Below are 24,527 nucleotides of genomic sequence, written 5' to 3' on the forward strand. Positions count from 1 at the left end.
CAGGTTCCAACCAATGATCGAATCCTCCCTCAAGCAACTGTCCGCCGCGCTGGCCGCGCGGCAGGTGTCGGCCGTGGAGCTGGCCGGCGAATTCCTCGCCCGCGCCAAGCAGTACAACGGCGAGTTGAACGCCTACATCACGCTCGACGAGCAGAAGACGCTGTCCGAGGCGCACGACGCCGACGTGCGCCGCGCCGACGGCACCGCCGGCCCGCTCACCGGCATCCCGGTGGCGCACAAGGACATCTTCTGCCAGGAAGGCTGGCTGACCACCTGCGGCTCGAAGATGCTGGGCAACTTCGTCTCGCCGTATTCCGCGCACGTGATCGAGCAGTGCCGCGCCGCCGGCCTGGTCACGCTGGGCCGCACCAACATGGACGAATTCGCCATGGGCTCGTCCAACGAGAACAGCGCTTTCGGCCCGGTGAAAAATCCGTGGGACAAGAACGCCGTGCCCGGCGGCAGCTCGGGCGGCTCGGCGGTCGCGGTCGCCGCGCGCCTGGCCCCCATCGCCACCGGCACCGACACCGGCGGCTCGATCCGCCAGCCCGCCGCGTTCTGCGGCGTCACCGGCATCAAGCCCACCTACGGCGTGGTCAGCCGCTTCGGCATGATCGCCTACGCCAGCTCGCTCGATCAGGGCGGTCCGTTCGCCAAGAGCGCCGAGGATTGCGCGCTGTTGCTGAACGTGATGGCCGGCTTCGACGAGCGCGACGCCACCAGCCTGCAACGCGAGCGCGAGGACTACAGCCGCGACCTGGAGCGCCCGCTGGCCGGGCTGCGCATCGGCCTGCCGCGCGAATACTTCGCCGACGGCCTGGCCGGCGACGTGGCCGCCGCCATCGACGCCGCCATCGCCGAATACAAAAAACTGGGCGCGCAGATCGTCGAGGTCAGCCTGCCCAACACCCGGCTGGCGATCCCGTCGTACTACGTGATCGCGCCGGCCGAGGCGTCGAGCAACCTCAGCCGTTTCGACGGGGTGCGCTACGGCCACCGCGCCGCGGACTTCGACGGCCTGGTCGGCATGTACGAACAGACCCGCGCCGAAGGCTTCGGCTGGGAAGTGAAGCGTCGCATCCTCACCGGCACCTACGTGCTGTCGCACGGCTACTACGACGCCTATTACCTGCAGGCGCAGAAGATCCGCCGCATCATCGCCAACGACTTCCAGGCCGCGTTCCGCGACTGCGACCTGATCGCCGGCCCGGTGGCGCCGACCACGGCGTGGAACCTGGGCGAGAAGTCGGACGACCCGGTCGCCATGTACCTGGCCGACATCTACACCCTGGGCGTCAACCTCGCCGGCCTGCCCGGCATGAGCGTGCCGGCCGGCTTCGGCGCCGACGGCCGCCCGGTGGGCCTGCAACTGATCGGCAACTACTTCGACGAGGCGCGCCTGCTGAACGCGGCGCACCGCTTCCAGCAGGCGACCGACTGGCACCTCAAGGCGCCGGCGCTGTAAATCAAGACACCTGGGAAGGGAGAAGGGGGAAGAGGGAAGGGGAAAACCGCAAGGCACGCACGGACATTGCCCGTTGCGCCGCATGGCTTTGACCCTTCTCGCTTCCCCCTTCCCGCTTCCCGCCAAAAAGCGAGACGCCAACAATGAAATGGGAAGTCGTCATCGGGCTGGAAGTGCATACCCAGCTCACCACCAGTTCGAAGATCTTTTCGCCGGCCAGCACCGCCTTCGGCGCCGAGCCCAACACCCAGACCGCCGTGGTGGATATCGCCCTGCCCGGCGCGCTGCCGGTGATGAACCGGGCCGCCGTGGACAAGGCGATCCAGTTCGGCCTGGCCATCGGCGCCCGCGTCAACCGCAAGTCGGTGTTCGCGCGCAAGAATTACTTCTACCCCGACCTGCCCAAGGGCTACCAGATCAGCCAGTTCGAGCTGCCCATCGTCGAGGGCGGGCAGATCGCCATCAACGTGGACGGCGTGGAAAAGGTGATCAACCTGACCCGTGCCCACCTGGAAGAGGATGCCGGCAAGAGCCTACACGGCGACTACCACGGCGCCACCGGCATCGACCTCAACCGCGCCGGCACGCCGCTGCTGGAGATCGTCTCCGAGCCCGAGATGCGTTCGGCGGCCGAGGCCGTGGCCTACGCCAAGGCGCTGTATTCGCTGGTGACCTGGATCGGCATCTGCGACGGCAACATGCAGGAAGGCAGCTTCCGCTGCGACGTGAATGTGTCGGTGCGCCCCGAGGGCCAGGCCGAATTCGGCACCCGCCGCGAGATCAAGAACCTCAACAGCTTCCGCTTCATCGAGCAGGCGATCCGCGCCGAAGTGCAGTGGCAGATCGAAACCATCGAGGACGGCGGCAAGATCGAGCAGGCCACCGTGCTGTTCGACCCGGACACCGGCGAAACCCGCATGATGCGCAGCAAGGAAGACGCGCACGACTACCGCTACTTCCCCGATCCGGACCTGCCGCCGCTGGTGATCGACGAAGACTGGATCGAGCGCGTGCGCAACGCGCTGCCCGAGCTGCCGCACGACATGCAGCAGCGCTTCGAGCGCCAGTACGGCATTCCCGCCTACGACGCCGTCACCCTGACCGCCAGCAAGGCGCTGGCCGGCTACTACGAGGCCACCGTCGCCGCCGGCGCCGATGCCAAGCTCGCCAGCAACTGGATCATGGGCGACATCTCCGCCACGCTGAACCGCGAGGAGCAGGACATCACCGCCTGCCCGGTGAGCGCCGCCGCGCTGGCCGCGCTGATCGGCCGCATCGCGGACAAGACCATCAACAACAAGACCGCCAAGGACGTGCTGAAGAAGATGTGGGAATCGGGCGACAGCACCGATGCCATCATCGAGCGCGACGGGCTGAAGCAGGAAAGCGACAGCGGCGCCATCGAAGCCATCGTGCTGGAAGTGATCGCCGCCAACCCCAAGTCGGTCGAGGAATACCGCGCCGGCAAGGAAAAGGCGCTGAACTCGCTGGTCGGCCAGGTGATGAAGGCCAGCCGTGGCAAGGCCGACCCGGCGGTGGCGCTGGAGCTGCTCAAGCAGAAGCTGGCCTGAGCGCCAGTTCAAGCGCTTTTCGCGACAGCCCGCCCGCAGAACGCCCCGCCTCGCCGGGGCGTTTTGCCATGCATCCGCCGTCAGCATGGCGTCACCGCCGCCGATGACGCGCCGCAGCATCCGCGCCGCCCATCGGCCCACCGGCGGTCGTCCCCGCCCTCGCGCCAGCCATGTCGTGGGGAGACGCGCCGCCCAACCAAGCTGACAATTCCACACCCGCCCGGCCCGGAGCAGAGGAATAGAATGGACCTCCAATCCAATCCGGGAGGCTTTCCGATGCAGCTGGTCATTGGCAACAAGAACTACTCGTCCTGGTCGCTACGGCCCTGGCTCGGCATGAAGGTGGCGGGCATCGCCTTCGAAGAGATCCTGATCCCGCTGTACCAGGCGGGCAGCAAGGCCGAGATCCTGCGCCATTCGCCCAACGGCAAGGTGCCGGCGCTGAAGGACGGCGACCTGCTGGTGTGGGATACCCTGGCCATCGCCGAATACATCGCGGAGAAATTCCCCGACCGCCACCTGTGGCCGCAGGACATGGCGGCCCGCGCGGTGGCGCGCTCGGTCTGCGCCGAGATGCACTCCGGCTTCACCACGCTGCGCAGCCAGTGTCCGATGGACATCCGCGCCAGCAAGCAGGCGACGCCCAGCCCCGATCTCCAGAACGACGTGGACCGCATCGTCGCCATCTGGACCGACTGCCGCGCCCGCTTCGGCAACGGCGGCGCCTTCCTGTTCGACAGGTTCTCGTGGGCCGACGCCTTCTTCGCGCCGGTGGTCACCCGCTTCGTCACCTATGGCCTGGCCGTGCCCGGCGACGCGCGCCGCTATATGGACACCATCCTGGCGCTGCCCGCCATGCAGGAGTGGATCGCGGCCGGGCGCGCCGAGCCGTGGGAAATCAACTAGGCCCGAGCCGCTGAACATGGACCGGCCCCGCCTGAGCGAACCGCCCCCGACCGTCGCCGCGCACCCGGCGAGGGTCGCGGCGATCGAACGGCGGGCCGGCCCGACCGCCGCCTTCGCGCGGCGTGGCCACCCGGGCCGCCCCGCCCTCTTCCCCAGCGGAATCCGCCGCACCGCGCAGCCCGCCCGGGCCCATCCGCTGCGCGCGCCGGTTGCCCAAAAAATAGGCAGGCGTTAGAATGCCGGCCTTTTTGCCCCCGCCGCCCCTGCCCAGCGCCATGCGCATCGGACCGTACCAACTGCCCAACCGCCTCGCCGTCGCCCCGATGGCCGGGGTGACCGACCGCCTGTTCCGGCAACTGTGCCGGCGCTTCGGCGCGGGCTATGCCGTGTCCGAGATGATCACCGCCAACAACGCGCTGTGGGACAACGCCAAGACCCGGCGCCGCATGGACCACACCGGCGAGCCCGAGCCGATCGCGGTGCAGATCGCCGGCTCCGATCCCGAGCAACTGGCGCAGGCGGCGCGGCTCAACGTCGAGTTCGGCGCCCAGATCATCGACATCAACATGGGCTGTCCGGCCAAGAAGGTGTGCAACAAGCTGGCCGGCTCGGCGCTGTTGCAGAACGAGGCCCTGGTCGGCGAGATCCTCGACGCCGTGGTCGGCGCGGTGGACGTGCCGGTCACCCTCAAGACCCGCCTGGGCTTTCGCAACGGCGAAGAGAACATCCTGCGGGTGGCGCGCCGCGCCGAAGCGGCCGGCATCGCCGCCATCGCCATCCACGGCCGCACCCGCGAGGACATGTACACCGGCAGCGCCCGCTACGCGCTGATCCGCGAAGTGAAGCGCACGCTCGGCATCCCGGTGATCGCCAACGGCGACATCGCCACGCCCGAGCAGGCCAAGGCGGTGCTGGACGCCACCGGCGCCGACGCCATCATGATCGGCCGCGCCGCCCAGGGCCGGCCGTGGCTGTTCCGCGAAATCGCGCACTACCTGGAGACCGGCGAGCACCTGCCGCCGCCCCGGGTGAGCGAGATCAGCGCCGTGCTCCAGGAACACCTGGACGCGCTGTACGGGTTCTACGGCGAGTATTCCGGCTGCCGCATCGCCCGCAAGCACATCGCCTGGTACACCAAGGGGTTACCCGGCGGCAACGCATTCCGGCAGGCCATGTACCGGCTGGAAACCACCACCGAGCAAAAAAGGGAAACGCAGGCCTATTTCGATGGGCTGGCGTTGGAGAGTGACTACCTGCAATACGTCGAACCCACGGAGGAGACCATGCAGCGAGAACAATCGGGGGACGCATGAACCAACTAGCCGAACGCGTATGCATACGCGAAGGCGATCCCATCGCCGAGGCCATCGTGGCTTCGCTGGACCAATACTTCCACGACCTGGACGGCGAGCCGCCGTGCGCCGTCTACGACATGGTGCTGGCCCGCATGGAAAAACCGCTGCTGAGCCTGGTGCTGGAACGGGTGGGCGGCAACCAGACCCGCGCCGCCGAGATGCTGGGCATCAACCGCAACACGCTGCGCAAGAAGTTGCAGACCTACGACATGCTGTGACCCCCGGATGAACCAGCGCCCCCCGCCCGACCACCGCCTTGCCGCCCGCGCCACGCGCCGGCCGAAGCCGCCGCCGGCCGGGGCCCGCTGAGTTCGCCACCGATTCCAGGCAACCGCCGCGGCGGATGCCCGCAACACCCGATCTTCCAAACCAGAACCCGCACCCCAGCCCAGGGCGGTGCCCAGAAACCGAGGAACGACATGAGCAAAATCCAACGTGCGCTGATCAGCGTGTCCGACAAGACCGGCGTGCTCGACTTCGCCCGCGCACTCGCCGCGCAAGGCGTCGAGATCCTGTCCACCGGCGGCACCGCCAAGCTGCTGGCCGACAACGGCGTGGCGGTGATCGAAGTGGGCGACTACACCGGCTTCCCGGAAATGCTCGACGGCCGCGTCAAGACGCTGCATCCCAAGATCCACGGCGGCATCCTCGGCCGACGCGACCTGGAGGCGCACGTCGCCACCATGGCCGAGCACGGCATCGGCAACATCGATCTGGTGTGCGTCAACCTGTACCCGTTCGAGGCCACCATCGCCAAGCCCGACTGCACCTTCGAGGACGCCATCGAGAACATCGACATCGGCGGCCCGGCCATGGTGCGCAGCGCGGCCAAGAACCACGCCCACGTCGCCATCGTCACCGACGCCACCGACTACGCCCCGCTGGTCGCCGAGATGCAGGCCAACGGCGGCGCACTCAGCCTGGCCACGCGCAAGAACCTGGCCAAGAAGGCGTTCAGCCACACCGCCGCCTACGACGGCGCCATCTCCAACTACCTGACCGCGCTCACCGACGAAGGCGAGAAGGTGGCCTACCCGAACCGCCTCAACCTGCAATTCACCAAGGTGCAGGACATGCGCTACGGCGAGAACCCGCACCAGAGCGCCGCGTTCTACCGCGACCTGCATCCGGCCCCCGGCAGCCTGTCGGCCTACGTGCAGCACCAGGGCAAGGAGCTGAGCTACAACAACATCGCCGACGCCGACGCCGCGTGGGAGGCCGTCAAGCAGTTCGCCGAGCCGGCCTGCGTCATCGTCAAGCACGCCAACCCCTGCGGCGTGGCCGTCGCCGGCGACACCTACAACGCCTATCGCCTGGCGTTCGCCACCGACACCACCAGCGCCTTCGGCGGCATCATCGCCTTCAACAAGCCCATCGACGTGGAAACCGTCGAAGCGGTGAGCAAGCAGTTCATGGAAGTGCTGATCGCCCCGGGCTACACCCCGGCCGCGCTGGAACTCTTGGCCAAGAAGGTGAACGTGCGCGTGCTGGAAGTGCCGATCGAATCCGGCGAGAACAAGTACGACCTGAAGCGCGTCGGCGGCGGCCTGCTGGTGCAGACCCCGGACAGCCACACCCTGCTGCTGGCCGACCTCAAGGTGGTCACCAAAAAGCAACCGAGCCCGGAACAGCTGAAAGACCTGCTGTTCGCCTGGAACGTGGCCAAGTTCGTCAAATCGAACGCCATCGTGTTCTGCGGCCACGGCCAGACCCTGGGCATCGGCGCCGGCCAGATGAGCCGCGTGGACAGCACCAAGATCGCCGCGATCAAGGCCCGCAGCGCCGGCCTGGAACTGCGCGGCTCGGTGGCCGCGTCGGACGCCTTCTTCCCGTTCCGCGACGGCGTGGACGTGATCGCCGAGAATGGCGTGGCCGCCATCATCCAGCCGGGCGGCTCGGTGCGCGACGAGGAAGTGATCGCCGCGGCGGACGAGCACGACATCGCCATGGTATTCACCGGCATCCGCCACTTCCGTCACTGATCCGGTCCCTCCGATGAAACGACACTGGTTCGCCGCCGCCGCCCTGTTCCCTGCCCTGATCGCCCCCGCGCAAGCAGTCGATTGCGACAGCATGAGCAACGTCGGCGACTGGGCGACCAGTGTCTGCACCCACTTCGGCCGGATCGCCGACGAAGGCAGCTGGGACCTGTACGTCACCGGCTACACCTGGCACGACCCGCACACCTGGACCGACGAAAAGCGCGCCGAGCTGAACGCCAACGCCTGGGGCGGCGGCATCGGCAAGCACCTGACCGACGAGCACGGCAACGACGAAATGCTGTACGGCCTGGCCTTCGCCGACTCCCACAACCATCCCGAGCTGATGGTGGGCTACGGCAAGCTCTGGCTGTGGCCATCCGCCAGCGAACTCTCGGTCGGCGCGGGCTACACGGTGGGCCTGACCACGCGGAACGACATCCTCGGCGGCGTGCCGTTTCCCTTTATCCTGCCGCTGGTGGCGTTGCGCTACCGGCGTGCCTCGGTGATGGGCACCTTCATCCCATCACTCAACAGCAGTCTCAACAGCGGCAACGTCGGCTTCCTGTTCGGCCGCTACGAATTCAAATAAAGCGGGGTTGAAAACAAAGTCATGAATATTCTCGTCATCGGTAACGGCGGCCGCGAGCACGCGCTGGCGTGGAAGCTGGCGCAGAGCCCGCGCGTCGCCAAGGTGCTGGTCGCGCCGGGCAACGCCGGCACGGCGCTGGATCCGCATCTGGTCAACGTCGCCGCCGGCACCATTCCCGAATGGCTGGAGCTGGCCCGGCGCGAGCAGGTGGCCTTTACCGTGGTCGGCCCCGAAGCGCCGCTGTCGCAGGGCGTGGTCGATGCCTTCCGCGCCGAGGGCCTGCGGATCTTCGGCCCGACGCGCGCCGCCGCGCAGCTGGAATGGTCCAAGGATTACGCCAAGGCGTTCATGAAACGCCACGGCATCCCCACCGCCGCCTACGAAACCTTCGGCGACGCCAGGGCCGCGCACGACTACATCGCCGCGCGCGGCGCACCCATCGTGATCAAGGCCGACGGCCTGGCCGCCGGCAAGGGCGTGGTGGTGGCGATGAGCGTGGACGAAGCGCACGCCGCGGTGGATTCGATGCTGGAAGGCAACAAGTTCGGCGACGCCGGCGCCCGCGTGGTGATCGAGGACTTCCTCGAAGGCGAGGAAGCCAGCTTCATCGTGATGGTGGACGGCAAACACGTGCTGCCGATGGCCTCCAGCCAGGACCACAAGCGCCTGCTCGACGCCGACCAGGGCCCCAACACCGGCGGCATGGGCGCCTACTCGCCCGCCCCCGTGGTATCGCCCGAGGTGCACGCCCGCGCCATGCGCGAGGTGATCCTGCCCACCGTGGCCGGCATGGCCAAGGATGGCATCGACTACACCGGCTTTCTCTACGCCGGCCTGATGGTCGGCGCCGACGGCTCGGTCAAGGTGGTGGAATTCAACTGCCGCTTCGGCGACCCGGAAACCCAGCCGATCATGATGCGGCTCAAGAGCGATCTGGTGGAGCTGGTCGAAGCCGGCATCGACGGCCGGCTGGATCAGGTCGAGGCCGAGTGGGACCGCCGCGTGGCGCTGGGCGTGGTGCTGGCCGCCGCCAACTACCCCGAGACCCCGCGCAAGGGCGACGTCATCGCCGGCCTGCCCGGCGATCTGGACGACGTCCAGGTGTTCCACGCCGGCACCGCCCTCGACGAGGAAGGCCGCCCGGTCACCGCTGGCGGCCGCGTACTGTGCGTGACCGCGCTGGGCGAGAACTTCAGGATGGCGCACAAGCGTGCCTACGAGCTGGTCGAGCAGATCGACTTCTATGGCATGCAGTACCGCAGCGACATCGGCTGGCGCGCCATTTCGCGGAAGTAAGCCCACCAACCCCAAATCTTGAAACACAGAGAACACGGAGAACACAGAGAAAAACGGGAGGAAAGCGCCAGAAAGACAGCGAGTACTGCGGGCAGTCGGGTATCTCGCCTTTGTTTTTCTCTGTGACCCTTCGTGTTCTCTGTGTTCTCTGTGTTTCAAGACTTGGGGTTTGGAGTCCCCTGTCCGCTGTGTTTCAGATTTGGGGGTTCGGGGTCCCCCCGGTTTTTCGCGTTACAATCATCGGCTTTCCCGCTCCGCCCAGTCGCATCCGCGATGAATCTCGTCGTCCTTGGCATCAACCACGAAACCGCTCCGCTCGCCGTACGCGAACGGTTGGCGTTTTCACCCGCAGAACTGGCGCCCGCATTGTCCGGGCTGACCAGCGCGCGCGGCGTGGCCGAGGCTGCCATCGTCTCCACCTGTAATCGCACCGAGCTGTACGTCAACGCCCGCGAGGCCGATGCCGTGCTGGAGTGGTTCGCCGCCAGCCGGGGGCGCGAGGCGCGCGAGCTGATGCCGCACCTGTACCGCCTCAGCGACGTCGATGCCGCGCGGCATGCCTTCCGCGTCGCGGCCGGACTCGATTCCATGGTGCTGGGCGAAACGCAGATCCTCGGCCAGCTCAAGGACGCCGAACGGGTGGCGCGCGAGGCCGGCAGCCTGGGCGTGTTGCTCAACGGCCTGTTCCAGCGCGCGTTCCAGGTGGCCAAGGAAGTGCGCTCCGAAACCCGCATCGGCGCCGCGTCGGTGTCGATGGCGGCGGCGGCGGTGAAGCTGGCGGAACGGCTGTACCCGTCGGTGAGCGAATGCTCGGTGCTGTTCATCGGCGCCGGCGAGATGATCGAGCTGTGCGCCGCGCACTTTTGCGCCCAGCGGCCGCGCGCCATGGCGGTGGCCAACCGCACGCTGGAACGCGGCGCGCGACTGGCCGAGCAGTACGGCGGCAGCGCCATGCTGTTGTCCGATCTGGCCGAGCGCATCGCCGAATTCGACATCGTGGTGTCCTGTACGGCCGCACCGCTGGCCATCGTCGGCAAGGGGACGGTGGAGCGGGCGCTCAAGCGTCGCAAGCACCGCCCGATGTTCATCGTCGACCTGGCGGTGCCGCGCGACGTGGAGCCCGAAGTGGCCGACCTGCCCGACGCCTACCTCTACACGGTGGACGACCTGGCCGAAGTGGTGCGCGAAGGCTTCGCCGCGCGCCAGAGCGAGGCCGAGGCCGCCGGGCTGATCGTCGAGGCCGGCGTCGAGGAATTCCGTCAGTGGCTGGCCGGGCGCGCACTGGTGCCCACCATCCGCGAACTGAAGGACCATGCCGACCGCATCGCGCGCCACGAGCTGTCCAAGGCCCGCAAGCGGCTGGCGGCCGGCGACGATGCCGACGAAGTGCTGGAGCGCCTGAGCGAGCAATTGGCCGCCAAGCTGCTGCACGCGCCGCTGGCCACGCTCAACGCCGCGCCGCCCGAAGAGCAGGAACCGCTGCTGCGCGCCACGCGGCGGATCTTCCGGCTGCACGATTAGCAGTTCGTCCCACCCTACCGAACCCCTTGCCGCGCCCCCGCCGGGACGCGGCCCACGGACCTGACCATGAAACCGTCGATCGTTCAGAAACTGGCCCAGTTGGCCGACCGCCTGGAAGAAGTGAGCGCCCTGCTCGCCGCCGAGGACGCCACCCGCGACATGGACCAGTACCGCAAGCTCACCCGCGAGCATGCCGAGCTGGAGCCGGTGGTGGCCCTCTACCACCGCTTCGAGCAGACCCAGGCCGACCTCGCCACCGCGCAGGAACTGCTGGACGATCCCGACATGAAGGATCTGGCGCAGGAAGAGATCGCCAACGCCAACGCCGCGCTGGAGCAGCTGGAAGTCGAATTGCAGAAGGCGCTGCTGCCGCGCGATCCCAACGACGAGCGCAATATCTTCCTGGAAATCCGCGCCGGCACCGGCGGCGACGAATCCACGCTGTTCGCCGCCGACCTGTTCCGCATGTACAGCCGCTACGCCGAGCGCAACCGCTGGCAGGTGGAGATCGTGTCCGCCAGCGAATCGGACCTGAACGGCTACAAGGAAGTGATCGCCCGCGTGGCCGGCTACGGCGCGTATTCGCGGCTGAAGTTCGAATCGGGCGGCCACCGGGTGCAGCGCGTGCCGGCCACCGAGACCCAGGGCCGCATCCATACCAGCGCCTGCACCGTGGCCGTGCTGCCCGAGGCCGACGAGCTGGAGGAAGTGAACATCAACCCGGCCGAGATCCGCATCGACACCTTCCGCGCCAGCGGCGCCGGCGGCCAGCACATCAACAAGACCGACTCCGCCGTGCGCATCACCCACCTGCCGACCGGCATCGTGGTCGAGTGCCAGGACGACCGCAGCCAGCACAAGAACAAGGCGCGCGCGATGGCGGTGCTGGCGGCGCGCATCAACGACAAGCAGCGCTCCGAGATCCAGGCGCGCGAAGCCGCCACCCGCAAGAGCCTGATCGGCTCGGGCGACCGTTCCGAGCGCATCCGCACCTACAACTTCCCGCAGGGGCGGATGACCGATCACCGCATCAACCTCACCCTGTACAAGCTCGACGCCATCATGGACGGCGACCTGGAGGAACTGACCCAGGCGCTGATCAACGAGCACCAGGCGGAACTGCTGGCGCAACTGGCCGAGTAAACGCGGCCGGAAAGCCCTTTCAGCCGCCGCGCACGGCGGTTGCCGGCGCCCGCGACGCGCGTCCGTGCGGACGGCACGCCTGTCGCGCTGGCACGGGCGGGCCCTCCATCTGCCGTTCGGCGGCCCTGGCCGGCCCCGTTAGGATGGCCCGGATCGACGCGCCCTCCCCGCGTCCCCGGGCCAAACCATGCGCACACTTTCCGGCGATCTGAAATTCAAGGCAGGCTCGCTGCTCATCCTTGCCATCGCCAGCCTGCTGGCGGGTCAACTGGTGTGGTCCCATTACCAGGACTACCGGCGCAACCTGGACAACCTCGACAATCTGCGGCTCTACCACAGCGCCCTGCTCGCCACCAACCTGCTGTCGGCGGAGCGCGGGCCGGCCAACAACCTGCTGGGGACCCCACAGGCCAGCAACGGTGCCCGCGCGCTCCAGCTGGCCATGGCGCGGGCCGCGAGCGATGGTGCGCTGGCGGAGCTGGCCCGGCTGCTGACGCTGCATCCGCCGCTTCCCTTCCAGCCCAAGCACCAACTGGATCAGCTTCAGCAATCGCTGCGCGAGGCGCGGGCCCAGGTGGACCACCTGGCCATGCTGCCGCTGAGCCAGCGGAGCAACAGCGCCATCAGCCAGGCCATCGAGCACATGTTCCAGGCGGTGGACCGACTCGAAGCCGTCGTCACCGTCATCGGCAACCACGCCGCCAAGGCCGATCGCAGCCTGTCCGACGCCATCCTCATGGCGCAGGTGGTCAGCAACATGCGCGAATACGCCGGGCGCGTCGGCTCGCTGCTGATCGGCCCGCTGGTCCACCAACAGCCGTTCTCGATAGAGGAACTTCGCCGCATCACCAACCTGCGCGGCCGGCTGGAGGAAATGAACATGCAGCTCAACCACCAGATCGGCGACTACTGGGATCGCCCCGGCATGCTCCAGGCGCGCGACCGGGTGACGCAGCAGTATTTCGGTGCCGGCAACGCCATCGTCCAGAGCGTGCTGCGCCAGCGGGACAGCGGCCGATACAGCGACAACGCCGTCAGCTTCACCGAACGCTACGTGCCGACCATGCTGCCCATCGAACAACTGCGCGACCGCATCATCGACAGCAGCGGCGAACAGGTCGCCCGCGACCTGGACATCGCGCGCCGGGGGATGCTGCTCGCCACCCTCCTGGCCTGCGGCATCGCCGGCAGCATCGGCTCGCTGCTGTACTTCGCACGCCATCGCCTGCTGATGCCGCTGCTGCATGCCCGCAAAGAGATCATCGACCTGGCCAATGGCAACTGCCAGCAGCCCAGGCGCCCCCGTAGCGGCCAGGAAGTGCGGGAGCTGTTCGACGCCATCGATATCCTGCGCATCCACCAGCAACAGCGTGACCTGCTGGAAAAACGCCTGAGCGCAATGACGCGACAGTTCAAGCGCCAGGCCGAGACCGACGCGCTCACCGGCGTCAGCAACCGCCGCGCGCTGGAAGAACTGGGCGAGCAACTGGTGCTCGACGCCGCGCTCGGCGGCTGGCAGATGGGCCTGCTGCTGTTCGACATCGATCACTTCAAGCAGGTGAACGACCTGCACGGCCACCCCGCCGGCGACGAAGTGCTGCGCGCCGTGGCGCAGCGGGTCCGCATGGCCTGCCGCGGCGAGGACAACATCGGCCGCTTCGGCGGGGAGGAGTTCACGGTGTTGATTCCACGCACCGACACCACCGCCGCCCACCTGCTGGCGGAAAAACTGCGGCAACTGATCGCCGACACCCCCATCGTCCTGGCCGACGGCAAGGCGCTGTCGATCACCGCCAGCTTCGGCATCGCGGTGAGCCACGCCGATTGCACCTGGGCCAAACTGGTGGCCACGTCCGACCGGGCGCTCTACGCCGCCAAGCGCAACGGCCGCAACCGGGTGGAAAGCACTGCCTGAAGGTGCGGGGGGCTACCCGTATGCCGTGCAGAAACAGGTACGACACGGCGCTATCCGCCGCCTAGCATGGACTCCCACCGCCCATCCGGTACACCGCGGCCAAGCCACCAGCCATGAACGCGCTTTCCATCGACCAGAAATTCCGTACCGGCTCATTGCTCATCATCGGCATCGCCCTGCTGCTGGCGGGCCAGCTGGCCTGGAGCAACTTCGAGCGCTACCGGCGCAATCTCGACAACCTGCACAATCTGGCGCTCTATCGTGCCGCACTGGAGATCGCCAACGCGGCCTCCGCCGAGCGCGGTCCATCCGGCAGCCTGATGGACAACAACGGCACCGCCAGCGAGGCGTGGCGGCAACGGCTCGCCAAAGCCAGAACCCGGACCGACCTGGCGCTGGACCGGGTGGCCACGCTGCTGGCGCAGCACCCGGAATCACTGCCCGCCGCCGGCGACACGCTGGCCGAAGTGCGCCCCGCGCTGGATCAGATGCGCATGCTGATCGATTCGCTGGCCGCACAGCCGCTCTCCGAGCGCAGCGAGATCGAGATCGCCTACGCCATCGAGCGGATGTTCAGCGTGGTGGACCGCGTGAAGCCCTTGATCGTGGAGATCGGCAACCATGCGACCAAGGCCGATCGCAACGTCGCCGACGCCGTGCTGATGGCGCAGATGGTCGGGAACATGCGCGAATACGCCGGCCGGCTCGGCTCGCTGTTCATCGCGCCGCTGGCCACCCGGCAACCCATCGAACTGGCGCTGCGGCGACGCATCGGCAACATGCGCGGCCGGCTCGACGAGCTGAACGGCCTGCTCGCCCGCCAGGTCGGCGGCTACTGGGATCGCCCCGAGATCGAGCAGGCGCGGTTCGCCATCTCGCAGCAGTACTTCGGTGGCAACGAGCAGTTCCTGGAATCCATCCTGCGGGTCGGCCGGCACAGCGGCGACTATCCGCTGAGCGCGGCCGGCTTCGTCCAGCGTTATGTGCCGACCATGCAGGCCATGGAGCAACTCAAGCACCTCATCATCGAGACCGGCGCCGAGGCGGCGGCCGCCGAACGCGATGCCGCGTGCTGGGGCATGCTGTTCGCCCTGCTGCAAGGCATCGCCATCGCCGGGGTGCTGTCCCTGCTGCTGCGCACCGGCCGCTGCCGGCTGCTTCGGCCGCTGCTCCAGGCGCGCCGGGCCATCGTCGAGCTGGCCCACGGCGATACCGCACCGATCACGCGACCGCACGCCGGCAGGGAAGTCGGCGAGCTGTTCGACGCCATCGACATCCTGCGTGCCTGCCAGCAGCAGCGCGACCTGCTGGAAAAGCGCCTGACCGCGCTGACCCGCCAGCTCAAGCAACAGGCCGAGACCGACCCGCTCACCGGGGTCAGCAACCGGCGTGCGCTGGTGGAACTGGGCGAGCAACTGCTGCTGGGCGCTTCGCTGGGCGGCGGGCAGATGGGCCTGCTGCTGTTCGACATCGATCATTTCAAGCGGGTGAACGACCTGTACGGCCATCCCGCCGGCGACGAAGTGCTGCGGGTCGTGGCGCAGCGGGTCCGCGCCGCCTGCCGCAGCGAGGACAACGTGGGCCGTTTCGGCGGCGAGGAATTCACCGTGCTGGTGCCGCGCACCGACCAGGGGGCCGCGCGCGTGCTGGCCGAGAAGCTGCGCTGCCTGATCGCCGAGGTTCCCATCGTGCTGGCCGATGGCCAGTCGCTCACCGTCACCGCCAGCTTCGGCATCGCCCTCAGCCGGGCGGAAGACGACTGGATCGCCCTGCTGGCCATGGCCGACCAGGCGCTCTACCTCGCCAAGCGCAACGGCCGCAACCGGGTGGAAAGCGCCAACGACACGGCGGATTGATCGCGGCGCGGGGGCTTCGTCGCCGTGCGGCTTCCCCCGGTCGGAACAGCCCGGAAAGCGCGCCGCGAACGATGCAGGACGATCTATACCGATCCGATCAAGCGATCGGGGCATCCGCCATGGATTCGGGCAAACGGCAAAAGGCGGCCTTTTACTGGGCACACGAAGGTGGCGGCGATATCTTCGAGCAGGCGGCGGGCAGCAACCTGCCCCGCATCCGCAAGGCCGCGCAGGATCCGACGGCCCGCGGCCCGGTTCCGGTGATCGCCCGCAATGAAACCGTCTTTGCCGACCTGAGCGCCGCCAAGCAGCAGACGATATCCAACGCACTGTCCGAAATGACGTCGATCCGCAAAAGCATCGCGGACACCGGGCCGCAGATCGACACCATCAAGCAGACCAGACGCCGATTGAAAGCCATGGACCCCAACTACGTAAAGGGACAGCCCTATCCCGAGAACCCGCAGCCGGTGAAACCTCGATTGACCGAATTGCTCCAGCAAACCACGGCACTGAAGCAGAACGCCCGCAACCAGCGGGCGCAGGCCCAATCCAGTCTCTCGGCCTGGCAGGAGCGCCACGACGCCTTCGCGGCGACCGAGATCAAGCATGCCGGGGACGTGGGCATGGCTTCGCTCCACCCCCAGCACACCAAGCTGTACGTGCTGGGGCACGGCAACGCCGGATACGACGCCTTGCAGACCACGCCGGATGACGGCGTCTTTGCCCTGACCGACGTCGCCAAGGGCCTCAAGCAATCGGGGCTGAACCCCGATTTCGAATCGATCCGCATGACCTCGTGCCACTCGGCGGACGCGGTCAAGCCCACCCACTTCCTCGCCGACCCGCCGGCGATCCACGACGGCGCGCGCGCGCCCGCGCAGACGCTGGCCAACGCCCTGAAGGCGGAAGGGTTCACCCAACCCAAGGTCACCGGCTACCAGGGCCAGGGGATCAACATCCCCCCCGGCACCACCATCACCCGGAGAATCGAAAGTGGTGATCCCAACCCGGTGAAGCGCAGCACGGTGGCCAAGGTGTTCACGCCGGAAAAGTAGCCATTCGCCAAGGGGCCGGCAGTCGTCTTGCTGCCACTTCGCCCCCCCTGCTTTTCGCCATGCTTTTGCCAGCCTGCCGTTGTCGTAAATAATTTCCCTATTCGGATTTCTGGCAATACCCGTGTCATGCAAGGCACGCGCATGATCGCCGCAGGTCGTCATCCACGCGACCACCAAATCGAGCAGGCCCGACGCGCTACCGCGCGCATTGGCCTCCACAGGAGATCAGCATGCACCTTGCACAACTTGCCCGGCGCGGCTTCGCCGCCGCCGTTCTGTGTGGCGCCGGTTTCGCCTTCGCGGCCGACCTGCCCAATGTCGCCATCCTGGCCACCGGCGGCACCATCGCCGGCACCGGCGCCACCAGCACCACCACCGTCGGCTACACCGCCGCCAAGATCGGCGTGGAAAAGCTGATCGAAGCCGTGCCCGAGCTGAAGACCATCGCCAACGTCAAGGGCGAGCAGGTGTTCCAGATCGCCAGCGAGAACATGACCAACGACTACTGGCTGACGCTGGCCAAGCGGGTCAACACCCTGCTCAAGCAGTCGGACGTGGACGGCATCGTCATCACCCACGGCACCGACACCATCGAGGAGACGGCGTACTTCCTCAACCTGGTGGTCAAGAGCGACAAGCCGGTAGTGATCGTCGGCGCCATGCGCCCGGCCACCGCCATCAGCGCCGACGGCCCGATCAACCTGTTCAACGCGGTGGGCGTGGCCGGCAGCAAGGAAGCGAAGGGTCGCGGCGTGCTGGTGGCGTTGAACGACGAAATCCAGGGCGCGCGCGAAGTGACCAAGACCAGCACCATGCTGGCCAACACCTTCCGCGCACCGGAGCTGGGCAACCTGGGCTACGTGGTGCGCGGCAAGCCGGTGTTCTACCGCGCCACCGCGCGCAAGCACACCACCCAGACCGAATTCGACGTCAGCAAGCTCGACAAGCTGCCCGAAGTGGACATCGTCTACGGCTACGCCAACGCCAAGCGCCTGCCGGTGGACGCCTTCGTCGCCGCCGGCGACGTCGGGCTGGTCCACGCCGGCACCGGCAACGGCAGCCTGGCCAACCCGGTGAAGGAGGCGTTGCAGGAGGCACACGCCAAGGGCGTGGTGATCGTGCGCAGCTCGCGCACCGGCAGCGGCATCACCGCGCGCAACGGCGAGGCCAACGACGACGAGCTGGACTTCGTCGCCGCCGATAACCTGAACCCGCAGAAGGCCCGCATCCTGCTGATGCTGGCGCTGACCAGGACCCGCGACACCCAGGAAATCCAGCGGATGTTCCAGACCTACTGATCGGCGGCGCCGCCGCATCGAACCGGCGCCTGGACGCGCGACGCAACCATTGCCGTTTGTGAAATCGTCCCTCCAGCGCGCCCGGGATCGCCGGCTACACTGCCCAGCGGCATTTTTCTTCACAGGAGGCGACATGAAATCGATCAAGACACTCGCAGGCATCCTGGCCCTGGCATCCGGCATGGCGATGGCGGCCTACGTCGGCCCGGACCACGCGGCCAAGGTGACCACCGCCGCCGATGCCGCCAAGGCTGCCGACGACACGCTGGTGGTGCTGGAAGGCAACATCGTGCGCAAGCTGGACAAGGATCACTACGAGTTCCGCGACGCCAGCGGCACCATCAAGGTGGAGATCGACCACGACAAGTGGCCGGCGCAGGACGTGGACGCCAAGACCCGCGTGCGACTGACCGGCGAAGTGGACAAGGGCCTGATCAACACCGATGTCGACGTGAAGCAGGTGGAAATCCTGCCCTGAGCCCGGGCCACGCCGACCCCCAACCCCGGCCTTCGCCGGGGTTTTTCATGGGCCGGGTCAGGGCGAATCGCCCCGGGACAGGCCGGCCGCCTTGCCCAGGCAGAAATCCCAGAACGCGCGCACCCGCGGCGACAGCAGGCGGCCGCCGCTGCGCACCAGGTACAGCGGCGCCGGCTCGCCCTGCCAGTCGGACAACGCCGCCACCAGCCGGCCGGCAGCCAGATCGCCCGCGACATCCAGCCGCGATTTGTACGCCACGCCGCAGCCGCGCCGCGCCCATTCGCTGACCACCGCGCCGTCGTTGGCGTAGCGGCTGGGCCGCATCGACACCGTGGTGGCCTCGTCGTCGCGGTTGAAACGCCAGCTCACGTGCACCGCGTCGCGCAGCGCGAACGCCAGGCAGGCGTGGCCGAGCAGTTCCTGCGGATGCGCCGGCAGCGGATGACGCGCCCAGTAATCGGGGCTGGCGACCGCGACGCGGCGGTTGTCGGCCACCAGCGGCGTGGCGATCAGCCCGGTTTCGCGCGGCGGGCCGTAGCGCAACGCCAGGTCCAGCGATTCGGCCACCAGATCGTCCACCCGGTCGCGCAGGGTCAGCATCGGCACCACGCCGGGGTGCCGCGCGACGAATTCCTCCACCCAGTCGAGCACGTACTGGCGCCCGAAATCGGACGGCACCGACAGCCGCAAAGGCCCGGACAATTCGCCGCGCTGCGCCGCCAGCTCGTCCAGCCCACTCGCCAGCGCGTCCTGCGCCGCGTGGGCGCTGCGATACCAGATCTCGCCTTCGGGGGTCAGCGTCAGCCGCCGCGTGCTGCGCTGGAACAGCCGCGCGCCCAGCTGCGTCTCCAGGCGCTTGAGCGCCAGCGACAGCGCCGCCGGGGTCTGGCCCAGGTCGCGCGCGGCAGCCGACAGCGAGCCACGCTCGACGATGCGCAGGAACCATTGCCAATCGGCGAAGCCGGGCCCGACCATTAAATTTTCCTTGAAAATGTTTTCGCGATTATCGGCTTTTTCATAAGGGATCGACACGGCAAGATGCGCCCATCCCCCACTGGAACCCCAACATGAGCCGCTACCTGTTCACCCCCTACCGCCTGGGCGGGCTCGACCTCGCCAACCGCATGGTGATGGCGCCGATGACCCGCGCGCGCACCGACCAGCCCGGCAACGTGCCCAACGCGCTGATGGCCGAGTACTACGCCCAGCGCGCTGGCGCCGGGCTGATCGTCACCGAGGCCACCCAGATCAGCGCCGGCGCGCAGGGCTATTCGTTCACGCCCGGCGTGCACACGCCCGAGCAGATCGCCGGCTGGCGCGGCGTCACCGACGCGGTGCACGCGGCCGGCGGCCGCATCTTTCTGCAACTGTGGCACGTCGGCCGCGTATCGCACCCGGTGTTCCACGGCGGCGGCCAGCCGGTGGCGCCGTCGGCGATCCAGCCGCGCGATACCCAGGTCTGGGTGGCGGACGAGGATGGCGTCGGCCGCATGCTCGACTGCCCCACGCCGCGCGCGCTGAGCGTGGCGGAGATCGCCGACATCGTGGCGGACTTCCGCCGGGCCGCGCGCAACGCCATCGACGCCGGCTTCGACGGCGTGGAGATCCACGGCGCCAACGGCTACCTGATCGACCAGTTCCTGCGCAGCACCTCCAACCAGCGCACCGACCAGTACGGCGGCAGCATCGACAACCGCCTGCGCTTCCTGCGCGAAGTGGTCGAGGCCGTCACCGCCGAGATCGGCGCCGAGCGCACCGGGCTGCGGCTGGCGCCGTACATCACTTTCAAGGACATGGCCGACCCCGGGATCATCGACACCATCCTCGCCGCCGCCGACTGGCTGTCGGGGCGCATCGGCTACCTGCATCTGTCCGAAGCCGACTGGACCGACGCGCCGCAGGTGCCGGACACCTTCCGCATCGCGCTGCGCCAGCGCTTCCCCGGCACGCTGATCGTCGCCGGCCGCTACGACGTGCTGCGCGCCGAAGCCATCCTCGAAACCGGCTGGGCCGACCTGGTCGCCTTCGGCCGCCCCTTCGTCGCCAACCCCGATCTGCCGGCGCGGCTGCGCCACGGCTGGCCGCTGGCCGAACTCGACCCCGCCACCCTGTTCGGCGGCGGCGCCACCGGCTACACCAGTTACCCCAACGCCCCGGAGACCCATCCATGAAAGCCGTCGCCCTCACCCGCTACCTGCCGATCGACCACCCCGAGGCGCTGCTGGACGTGACGCTGCCCGACCCGGTGCCGGCCGGCCGCGACCTCCTGGTGCGCATCGAAGCCATCGCGGTCAACCCGGTGGACACCAAGGTGCGCGCGCCCAAGGACAAGGTCGAGGCCACGCCGCGCGTGCTCGGCTGGGACGCCGCCGGCACCGTGGTCGCCGTCGGGCCGGAGGTCACGCTGTTCCGCCCCGGCGACGCCGTCTTCTACGCCGGCGACATCACCCGCCCCGGCAGCAACGCCGAACTGCAATTGGTGGACGAGCGCATCGTCGGCCACAAGCCGGCCACGCTGGACTTCGCCGCCGCGGCCGCGCTGCCGCTGACCGCCATCACCGCCTGGGAAGCATTATTCGACCGCCTGGGGGTACGCCGTGGCGGCGAGGATGCCGGCAGGACGGTGCTGATCATCGGCGGCGCCGGTGGCGTGGGCTCGATCGGCATCCAGCTGGCGCGCCTGGCGGGGTTGACGGTGATCGCCACCGCGTCGCGCCCCGCCTCGCGCGAGTGGGTGACCCGGCTGGGCGCCAGCGCCACCATCGATCATCGCGGCGACCTGCCGGCGCAACTGGCCGCGCTGGGCCACCCCGACGTCGATTACGTGCTGTGCTTCAACGACACCGACCAGCACTTCGCCGCCATGGCGCAGGTGATCGCGCCACAGGGCAAGGTGTGCAGCATCGTCGAGAACGCCACGCCGCTCGATCTCAACCTGTTCAAGAGCAAGAGCGCCACCTTCGTCTGGGAATTCATGTTCACCCGCGCGATGTATCGCACCGCCGACATGATCGAGCAGCACCGGCTGCTGGACGACGTGGCGAAGCTGATCGACGCCGGCACGCTGCAAAGCACCGTCGGCGCGCACTTCGGCCGCATCGACGCCGCCAACCTGCGCCGCGCCCATGCCGCGCTGGAGGCCGGCGATACCATTGGGAAGATCGTGCTGGCGGGATTTTGAACGTCTTGGTTTTTCTTTCGACATTGCGGTCAAGCCAACGACAGTAAGCCCCTGGCAAAGCCAGGCGCGCATTGCCTCTGGTCTGCCTGCAACGACGTTCCCTGATCGACTCCACTCCCCCCGCCCTCGCCGCCGCGCCTCGGTTTCTCTTTCAGCCCCGCTCCTGCACCCAGGATGGCAAGCCCTCGGCCAAGCCGAGGGCGCGTCATTTCCGGTTTGCCAGCCACGGCGCTTCCTGATCGACTCCACTCCCCCCGCCCTCGCCGCCGCGAGGGAGCCTCGCGTTGCTCGGGGCTGATCCGCGCGCAGGGTTGATCGCCGTGACGCCATGCCGTGCGGTCGGGGCGACGTGCGGCGGGGTGTGGCCGTTGCTCGGCGCGCCTTGTTTATCAACGCCTTAGCCTGCCAGCGCCATCTGGGCTGATGTATAATCCGCCGTTTTTTGCGCAAGGGCTGGGCATGCACGTTCTGTACGAGGAAGACGGCTTCAAGGTCGCCACGGTGAAGGAATCGCAACCGGCGAGCCTGATGGTCGAGGACGTGCGCGGCAAGCGCAGCAAGGTCAAGGCCGCCAACGTGCTGCTCAGGTTCGAGCGGCCCGATCCCGCCACCCTGTGGAACGAGGCCGAGGCGCTGGCCGCCGAGATCGACCTCGACTTCCTGTGGGAAGTGTGCGGCGGCGACGAATTCGCCTTCGAGGACATCGCCGCCGAATACTACGGCGCCGGTCCCAGCGCGCCGCAGCAGGCGGCGGTGCTGATGCGCATCGCCGGCGCGCCGATGTACTTCTACAAGAAGGGCCGCGGCCGCTACAAGCCGGCCCCGGCCGAGAACGTCAAGGCCGCGCTGGCGGCAATGGTGCGCAAGCAGCGCGAGGCCGAGCAGATGGCCGCGTGGCAGGCCGAGCTGGCCGCCGGCAAACTGCCCGACGCCTTCGTGCCGCTGCTGCCGCGCCTGCTGCACCGCCCCGACAAGAACGGCATCGAATGGAAGGCGCTGGCCGCCGCCGCCGATGCCGCGCACACCTCGCCGTTGCGCCTGCTCGATCACGTGGGCGCCATCCCCGACGTGGCGCAGTACTTCCTCGACGGCTTCCTGCTCGAATTCTTCCCCCACGGCCGCGAAGCCCAGGCCGAGGGCGACTACCCGCCGCCGGCCGACCTGCCGCTGGCCGAAGTGCGGGCGTTCTCCATCGACGACTCGACCACCACCGAGATCGACGACGCCTTCAGCATCGTGCCGCTGAAGAACGGCAACACCCGCGTCGGCATCCACATCGCCGCACCCACGCTGGGCGTCGCCCCCGGCACGCCGATGGACCAGCTGGTGTTCGACCGGCTGTCCACCGTGTACTTCCCCGGCGACAAGATCACCATGCTGCCCAACGCGCTGGTCGAGCAGTACACGCTGAAGGAAGGCGCCGCCCGCCCGGCGATGAGCCTGTACCTGGAGCTGTCGCCCGGCTTCGACGTGATTTCCCACGAAAGCCGCATCGAAATGGTGCCGGTCGCCGCCAACCTGCGCCACGACGAGATCGAGCCGCACTTCAACGAAGCCACCGCCGGCTTCGAGACCGAAGGCGCCGACTACCCGTGGAAGGCCGAACTCAACTACCTGTGGCGCTTCGCCGGCGAGCTGGAAGGCCGCCGCGGCAAGGCCGATCCCAACGCGCCGGTGCGGCTGGACTACAGCTTCTACATCGACACGCTGGACGACGGCAGCAAGAAGGTGCGCATCGTGCCGCGCAAGCGCGGCTCGCCGATGGACAAACTGGTGGCCGAGCTGGCCATCCTGGTGAACAGCACCTGGGGCAAGGATCTGGCCGACGCCGAGATCGCCGCCGTCTACCGCTCGCAGGGCAACGGCCGCGTGCGCCTGACCACCCAGCCCGGCCCCCACCTGAGCCTGGGCGTGGAATGCTATGCCTGGAGCTCGTCGCCGCTGCGCCGCGCCATCGACTTCATCAACCAGCAGCAACTGCTGGCGCTGCTGCGCAACGAAAAGCCGCGCTTCGGCAGGAACGACGCCGAGTTGTACGCCGCCATCGGCGCCTTCGACACCGCCTACGCCGCCTATGCCGACTTCCAGGACAAAATGGAGCGCTACTGGTGCCTGCGCTACCTGGAACAAGAGAACATCAACGAAATGACCTGCACCGTCATCAAGGAAAACCTGGTGCGGGTCGGCGGCACGCCGTTGGTGATCCGCGTGCCGGGGCTGCCGGAATTACCGGTTGGCGCCACGGTCAAACTGAACCGCCTGGCTACGGACTATCTTGAATTGACGCTCGATAGCCGATTGGCCACGATGTGACGTGATGATGCTGCCCAAGAAACCGCTGAACCAGATGCTGCCGGTGCGCTTTCGCAACGGCGAGCAGATCCGCCAGTTCTCCAAGCCCTGCGTGCGCTGCGGCCACATGCTGAACGCGCGCGACATGCGCGGCGCCGCCCGCCTGATCGACGACCACCTGGCCATCTCGGTCAACGCCCGCTGCCCGCAGTGCGGCGAGTCGTTCGGCGTGGCGTGCATCGTGGACAACCAGAAGCGCGTGCGCCGCGTGCTGGTGCCCGCGCTGCTGTTCGGCTGGTACCTGCGCAGCCTGCCGCCGCAACGCGGCGAGGACGGGCGCATGCACAGCGGCGAGCCCGCCGAGCCGGCGCCGGCGATGGAGCTGCCCGAAGCGCCCGCCGCCCAGCCGCTGGCGCCGCCCGCGCCGCAGCCGCGCGACGTGGAACGCGCCGAGGAGGCGGTGGGCCGCTACCAGGGCCAGCCGATCCCGGCCTGGGTCAAGGTGGACGGCCAGACCTTCACCTTCGAACGGGTGGCCCCCGGCGGCAAACCCCGTCCCGGCGAGTTCCTGCTCGACGATTGTCTGATCTATCGCCTGGGCCATTGAAACCGGGCTTGATC

The 24,527-nt window shown here is 68.2% G+C and carries 20 protein-coding genes; 19 read left to right on the top strand and 1 reads right to left on the bottom strand.

Translation table 11 applies throughout. The features are described 5' to 3' along the window. Positions 1–13: 13 nt before the first annotated feature. From gatA to C556_RS0110285, 15 genes are all read left to right on the top strand, one after another. Positions 14–1,465, top strand: a complete 1,452-nt coding sequence (gene gatA, locus C556_RS0110210) for an Asp-tRNA(Asn)/Glu-tRNA(Gln) amidotransferase subunit GatA (RefSeq protein ID WP_018748153.1) — start codon at positions 14–16, stop codon at positions 1,463–1,465. Positions 1,466–1,608: 143 nt separating this feature from the next. Continuing rightward, a complete protein-coding gene (gene gatB / locus C556_RS0110215) occupies positions 1,609–3,036 on the top strand; it encodes an Asp-tRNA(Asn)/Glu-tRNA(Gln) amidotransferase subunit GatB (protein ID WP_018748154.1) in 1,428 nt (475 codons plus the stop codon). A gap of 276 nt (positions 3,037–3,312) precedes the next feature. Beyond that, positions 3,313–3,942 carry a glutathione S-transferase family protein gene (locus tag C556_RS0110220; protein ID WP_018748155.1) on the top strand — a complete coding sequence of 210 codons (630 nt, stop codon included), beginning with the start codon at positions 3,313–3,315 and terminating at the stop codon, positions 3,940–3,942. Positions 3,943–4,217: 275 nt separating this feature from the next. Then, positions 4,218–5,255, top strand: a complete 1,038-nt coding sequence (gene dusB / locus C556_RS20050; RefSeq protein ID WP_051083228.1) for a tRNA dihydrouridine synthase DusB — start codon at positions 4,218–4,220, stop codon at positions 5,253–5,255. Beyond that, a complete protein-coding gene (locus tag C556_RS0110230; protein WP_018748157.1) occupies positions 5,252–5,515 on the top strand; it encodes a helix-turn-helix domain-containing protein in 264 nt (87 codons plus the stop codon). The genes dusB and C556_RS0110230 overlap by 4 nt, the downstream gene beginning before the upstream one ends. Before the next feature lie 201 nt (positions 5,516–5,716). Next, positions 5,717–7,279, top strand: a complete 1,563-nt coding sequence (purH, locus tag C556_RS0110235) for a bifunctional phosphoribosylaminoimidazolecarboxamide formyltransferase/IMP cyclohydrolase (RefSeq protein ID WP_018748158.1) — start codon at positions 5,717–5,719, stop codon at positions 7,277–7,279. A gap of 13 nt (positions 7,280–7,292) precedes the next feature. Next, a complete protein-coding gene (locus tag C556_RS0110240; RefSeq protein WP_018748159.1) occupies positions 7,293–7,868 on the top strand; it encodes a hypothetical protein in 576 nt (191 codons plus the stop codon). 21 nt (positions 7,869–7,889) lie between these two features. After that, entirely contained in the window at positions 7,890–9,164 is a 1,275-nt protein-coding gene (gene purD / locus C556_RS0110245; protein ID WP_018748160.1) for a phosphoribosylamine--glycine ligase, read from the top strand. 273 nt (positions 9,165–9,437) lie between these two features. Beyond that, entirely contained in the window at positions 9,438–10,685 is a 1,248-nt protein-coding gene (gene hemA, locus C556_RS0110250) for a glutamyl-tRNA reductase (protein WP_026262984.1), read from the top strand. A 66-nt stretch (positions 10,686–10,751) separates the two neighbouring features. Further along, the gene (gene prfA, locus C556_RS0110255) at positions 10,752–11,828 is read left to right on the top strand and encodes a peptide chain release factor 1 (protein ID WP_018748162.1); all 1,077 of its coding nucleotides are present in this window, start codon (positions 10,752–10,754) and stop codon (positions 11,826–11,828) included. A gap of 187 nt (positions 11,829–12,015) precedes the next feature. Next, the gene (locus C556_RS0110260; protein WP_018748163.1) at positions 12,016–13,743 is read left to right on the top strand and encodes a diguanylate cyclase; all 1,728 of its coding nucleotides are present in this window, start codon (positions 12,016–12,018) and stop codon (positions 13,741–13,743) included. Between the two features lie 113 nt (positions 13,744–13,856). Continuing rightward, positions 13,857–15,599 carry a GGDEF domain-containing protein gene (locus tag C556_RS20055; RefSeq protein ID WP_018748164.1) on the top strand — a complete coding sequence of 581 codons (1,743 nt, stop codon included), beginning with the start codon at positions 13,857–13,859 and terminating at the stop codon, positions 15,597–15,599. After that, entirely contained in the window at positions 15,596–16,657 is a 1,062-nt protein-coding gene (locus tag C556_RS21660) for a hypothetical protein (protein ID WP_157236083.1), read from the top strand. The genes C556_RS20055 and C556_RS21660 overlap by 4 nt, the downstream gene beginning before the upstream one ends. A gap of 230 nt (positions 16,658–16,887) precedes the next feature. Further along, positions 16,888–17,955, top strand: a complete 1,068-nt coding sequence (locus tag C556_RS0110280; RefSeq protein ID WP_018748166.1) for a type II asparaginase — start codon at positions 16,888–16,890, stop codon at positions 17,953–17,955. A gap of 133 nt (positions 17,956–18,088) precedes the next feature. Then, entirely contained in the window at positions 18,089–18,433 is a 345-nt protein-coding gene (locus C556_RS0110285) for a YgiW/YdeI family stress tolerance OB fold protein (RefSeq protein ID WP_018748167.1), read from the top strand. Between the two features lie 57 nt (positions 18,434–18,490). Here C556_RS0110285 and C556_RS0110290 read toward each other — a convergent pair whose 3' ends face one another. Then, a complete protein-coding gene (locus C556_RS0110290; RefSeq protein WP_018748168.1) occupies positions 18,491–19,408 on the bottom strand; it encodes a LysR family transcriptional regulator in 918 nt (305 codons plus the stop codon). Between the two features lie 92 nt (positions 19,409–19,500). Between C556_RS0110290 and C556_RS0110295 the strand changes: the two genes are divergently transcribed. From C556_RS0110295 to C556_RS0110310, 4 genes are all read left to right on the top strand, one after another. Beyond that, positions 19,501–20,604 (top strand): alkene reductase, encoded by a 1,104-nt coding sequence (locus C556_RS0110295; protein ID WP_018748169.1) that lies wholly within the window; start codon positions 19,501–19,503, stop codon positions 20,602–20,604. Continuing rightward, positions 20,601–21,614, top strand: coding sequence for a zinc-binding alcohol dehydrogenase family protein (locus C556_RS0110300; protein WP_018748170.1), 1,014 nt, complete (start codon positions 20,601–20,603; stop codon positions 21,612–21,614). Before C556_RS0110295 ends, C556_RS0110300 begins: the two co-directional genes overlap by 4 nt. Before the next feature lie 459 nt (positions 21,615–22,073). Further along, positions 22,074–23,927, top strand: a complete 1,854-nt coding sequence (locus C556_RS20065; RefSeq protein ID WP_018748171.1) for a ribonuclease catalytic domain-containing protein — start codon at positions 22,074–22,076, stop codon at positions 23,925–23,927. 4 nt (positions 23,928–23,931) lie between these two features. After that, positions 23,932–24,513: a hypothetical protein gene (locus C556_RS0110310; protein ID WP_018748172.1), complete on the top strand. Its 582-nt coding sequence runs from the start codon at positions 23,932–23,934 to the stop codon at positions 24,511–24,513. The last annotated feature ends 14 nt before the right edge of the window (positions 24,514–24,527 follow it).

Source organism: Chitiniphilus shinanonensis DSM 23277, assembly GCF_000374805.1.
GTDB lineage: Bacteria > Pseudomonadota > Gammaproteobacteria > Burkholderiales > Chitinibacteraceae > Chitiniphilus > Chitiniphilus shinanonensis.

Coding starts and splice junctions, on each gene's coding strand:
- gatA (WP_018748153.1), top strand. CDS start 14: ATGATCGAATCCTCCCTCAAGCAACTGTCCGCCGCGCTGGCCGCGCGG.
- gatB (WP_018748154.1), top strand. CDS start 1,609: ATGAAATGGGAAGTCGTCATCGGGCTGGAAGTGCATACCCAGCTCACC.
- C556_RS0110220 (WP_018748155.1), top strand. CDS start 3,313: ATGCAGCTGGTCATTGGCAACAAGAACTACTCGTCCTGGTCGCTACGG.
- dusB (WP_051083228.1), top strand. CDS start 4,218: ATGCGCATCGGACCGTACCAACTGCCCAACCGCCTCGCCGTCGCCCCG.
- C556_RS0110230 (WP_018748157.1), top strand. CDS start 5,252: ATGAACCAACTAGCCGAACGCGTATGCATACGCGAAGGCGATCCCATC.
- purH (WP_018748158.1), top strand. CDS start 5,717: ATGAGCAAAATCCAACGTGCGCTGATCAGCGTGTCCGACAAGACCGGC.
- C556_RS0110240 (WP_018748159.1), top strand. CDS start 7,293: ATGAAACGACACTGGTTCGCCGCCGCCGCCCTGTTCCCTGCCCTGATC.
- purD (WP_018748160.1), top strand. CDS start 7,890: ATGAATATTCTCGTCATCGGTAACGGCGGCCGCGAGCACGCGCTGGCG.
- hemA (WP_026262984.1), top strand. CDS start 9,438: ATGAATCTCGTCGTCCTTGGCATCAACCACGAAACCGCTCCGCTCGCC.
- prfA (WP_018748162.1), top strand. CDS start 10,752: ATGAAACCGTCGATCGTTCAGAAACTGGCCCAGTTGGCCGACCGCCTG.
- C556_RS0110260 (WP_018748163.1), top strand. CDS start 12,016: ATGCGCACACTTTCCGGCGATCTGAAATTCAAGGCAGGCTCGCTGCTC.
- C556_RS20055 (WP_018748164.1), top strand. CDS start 13,857: ATGAACGCGCTTTCCATCGACCAGAAATTCCGTACCGGCTCATTGCTC.
- C556_RS0110280 (WP_018748166.1), top strand. CDS start 16,888: ATGCACCTTGCACAACTTGCCCGGCGCGGCTTCGCCGCCGCCGTTCTG.
- C556_RS0110285 (WP_018748167.1), top strand. CDS start 18,089: ATGAAATCGATCAAGACACTCGCAGGCATCCTGGCCCTGGCATCCGGC.
- C556_RS0110290 (WP_018748168.1), bottom strand. CDS start 19,408: ATGGTCGGGCCCGGCTTCGCCGATTGGCAATGGTTCCTGCGCATCGTC.
- C556_RS0110295 (WP_018748169.1), top strand. CDS start 19,501: ATGAGCCGCTACCTGTTCACCCCCTACCGCCTGGGCGGGCTCGACCTC.
- C556_RS0110300 (WP_018748170.1), top strand. CDS start 20,601: ATGAAAGCCGTCGCCCTCACCCGCTACCTGCCGATCGACCACCCCGAG.
- C556_RS20065 (WP_018748171.1), top strand. CDS start 22,074: ATGCACGTTCTGTACGAGGAAGACGGCTTCAAGGTCGCCACGGTGAAG.
- C556_RS0110310 (WP_018748172.1), top strand. CDS start 23,932: ATGATGCTGCCCAAGAAACCGCTGAACCAGATGCTGCCGGTGCGCTTT.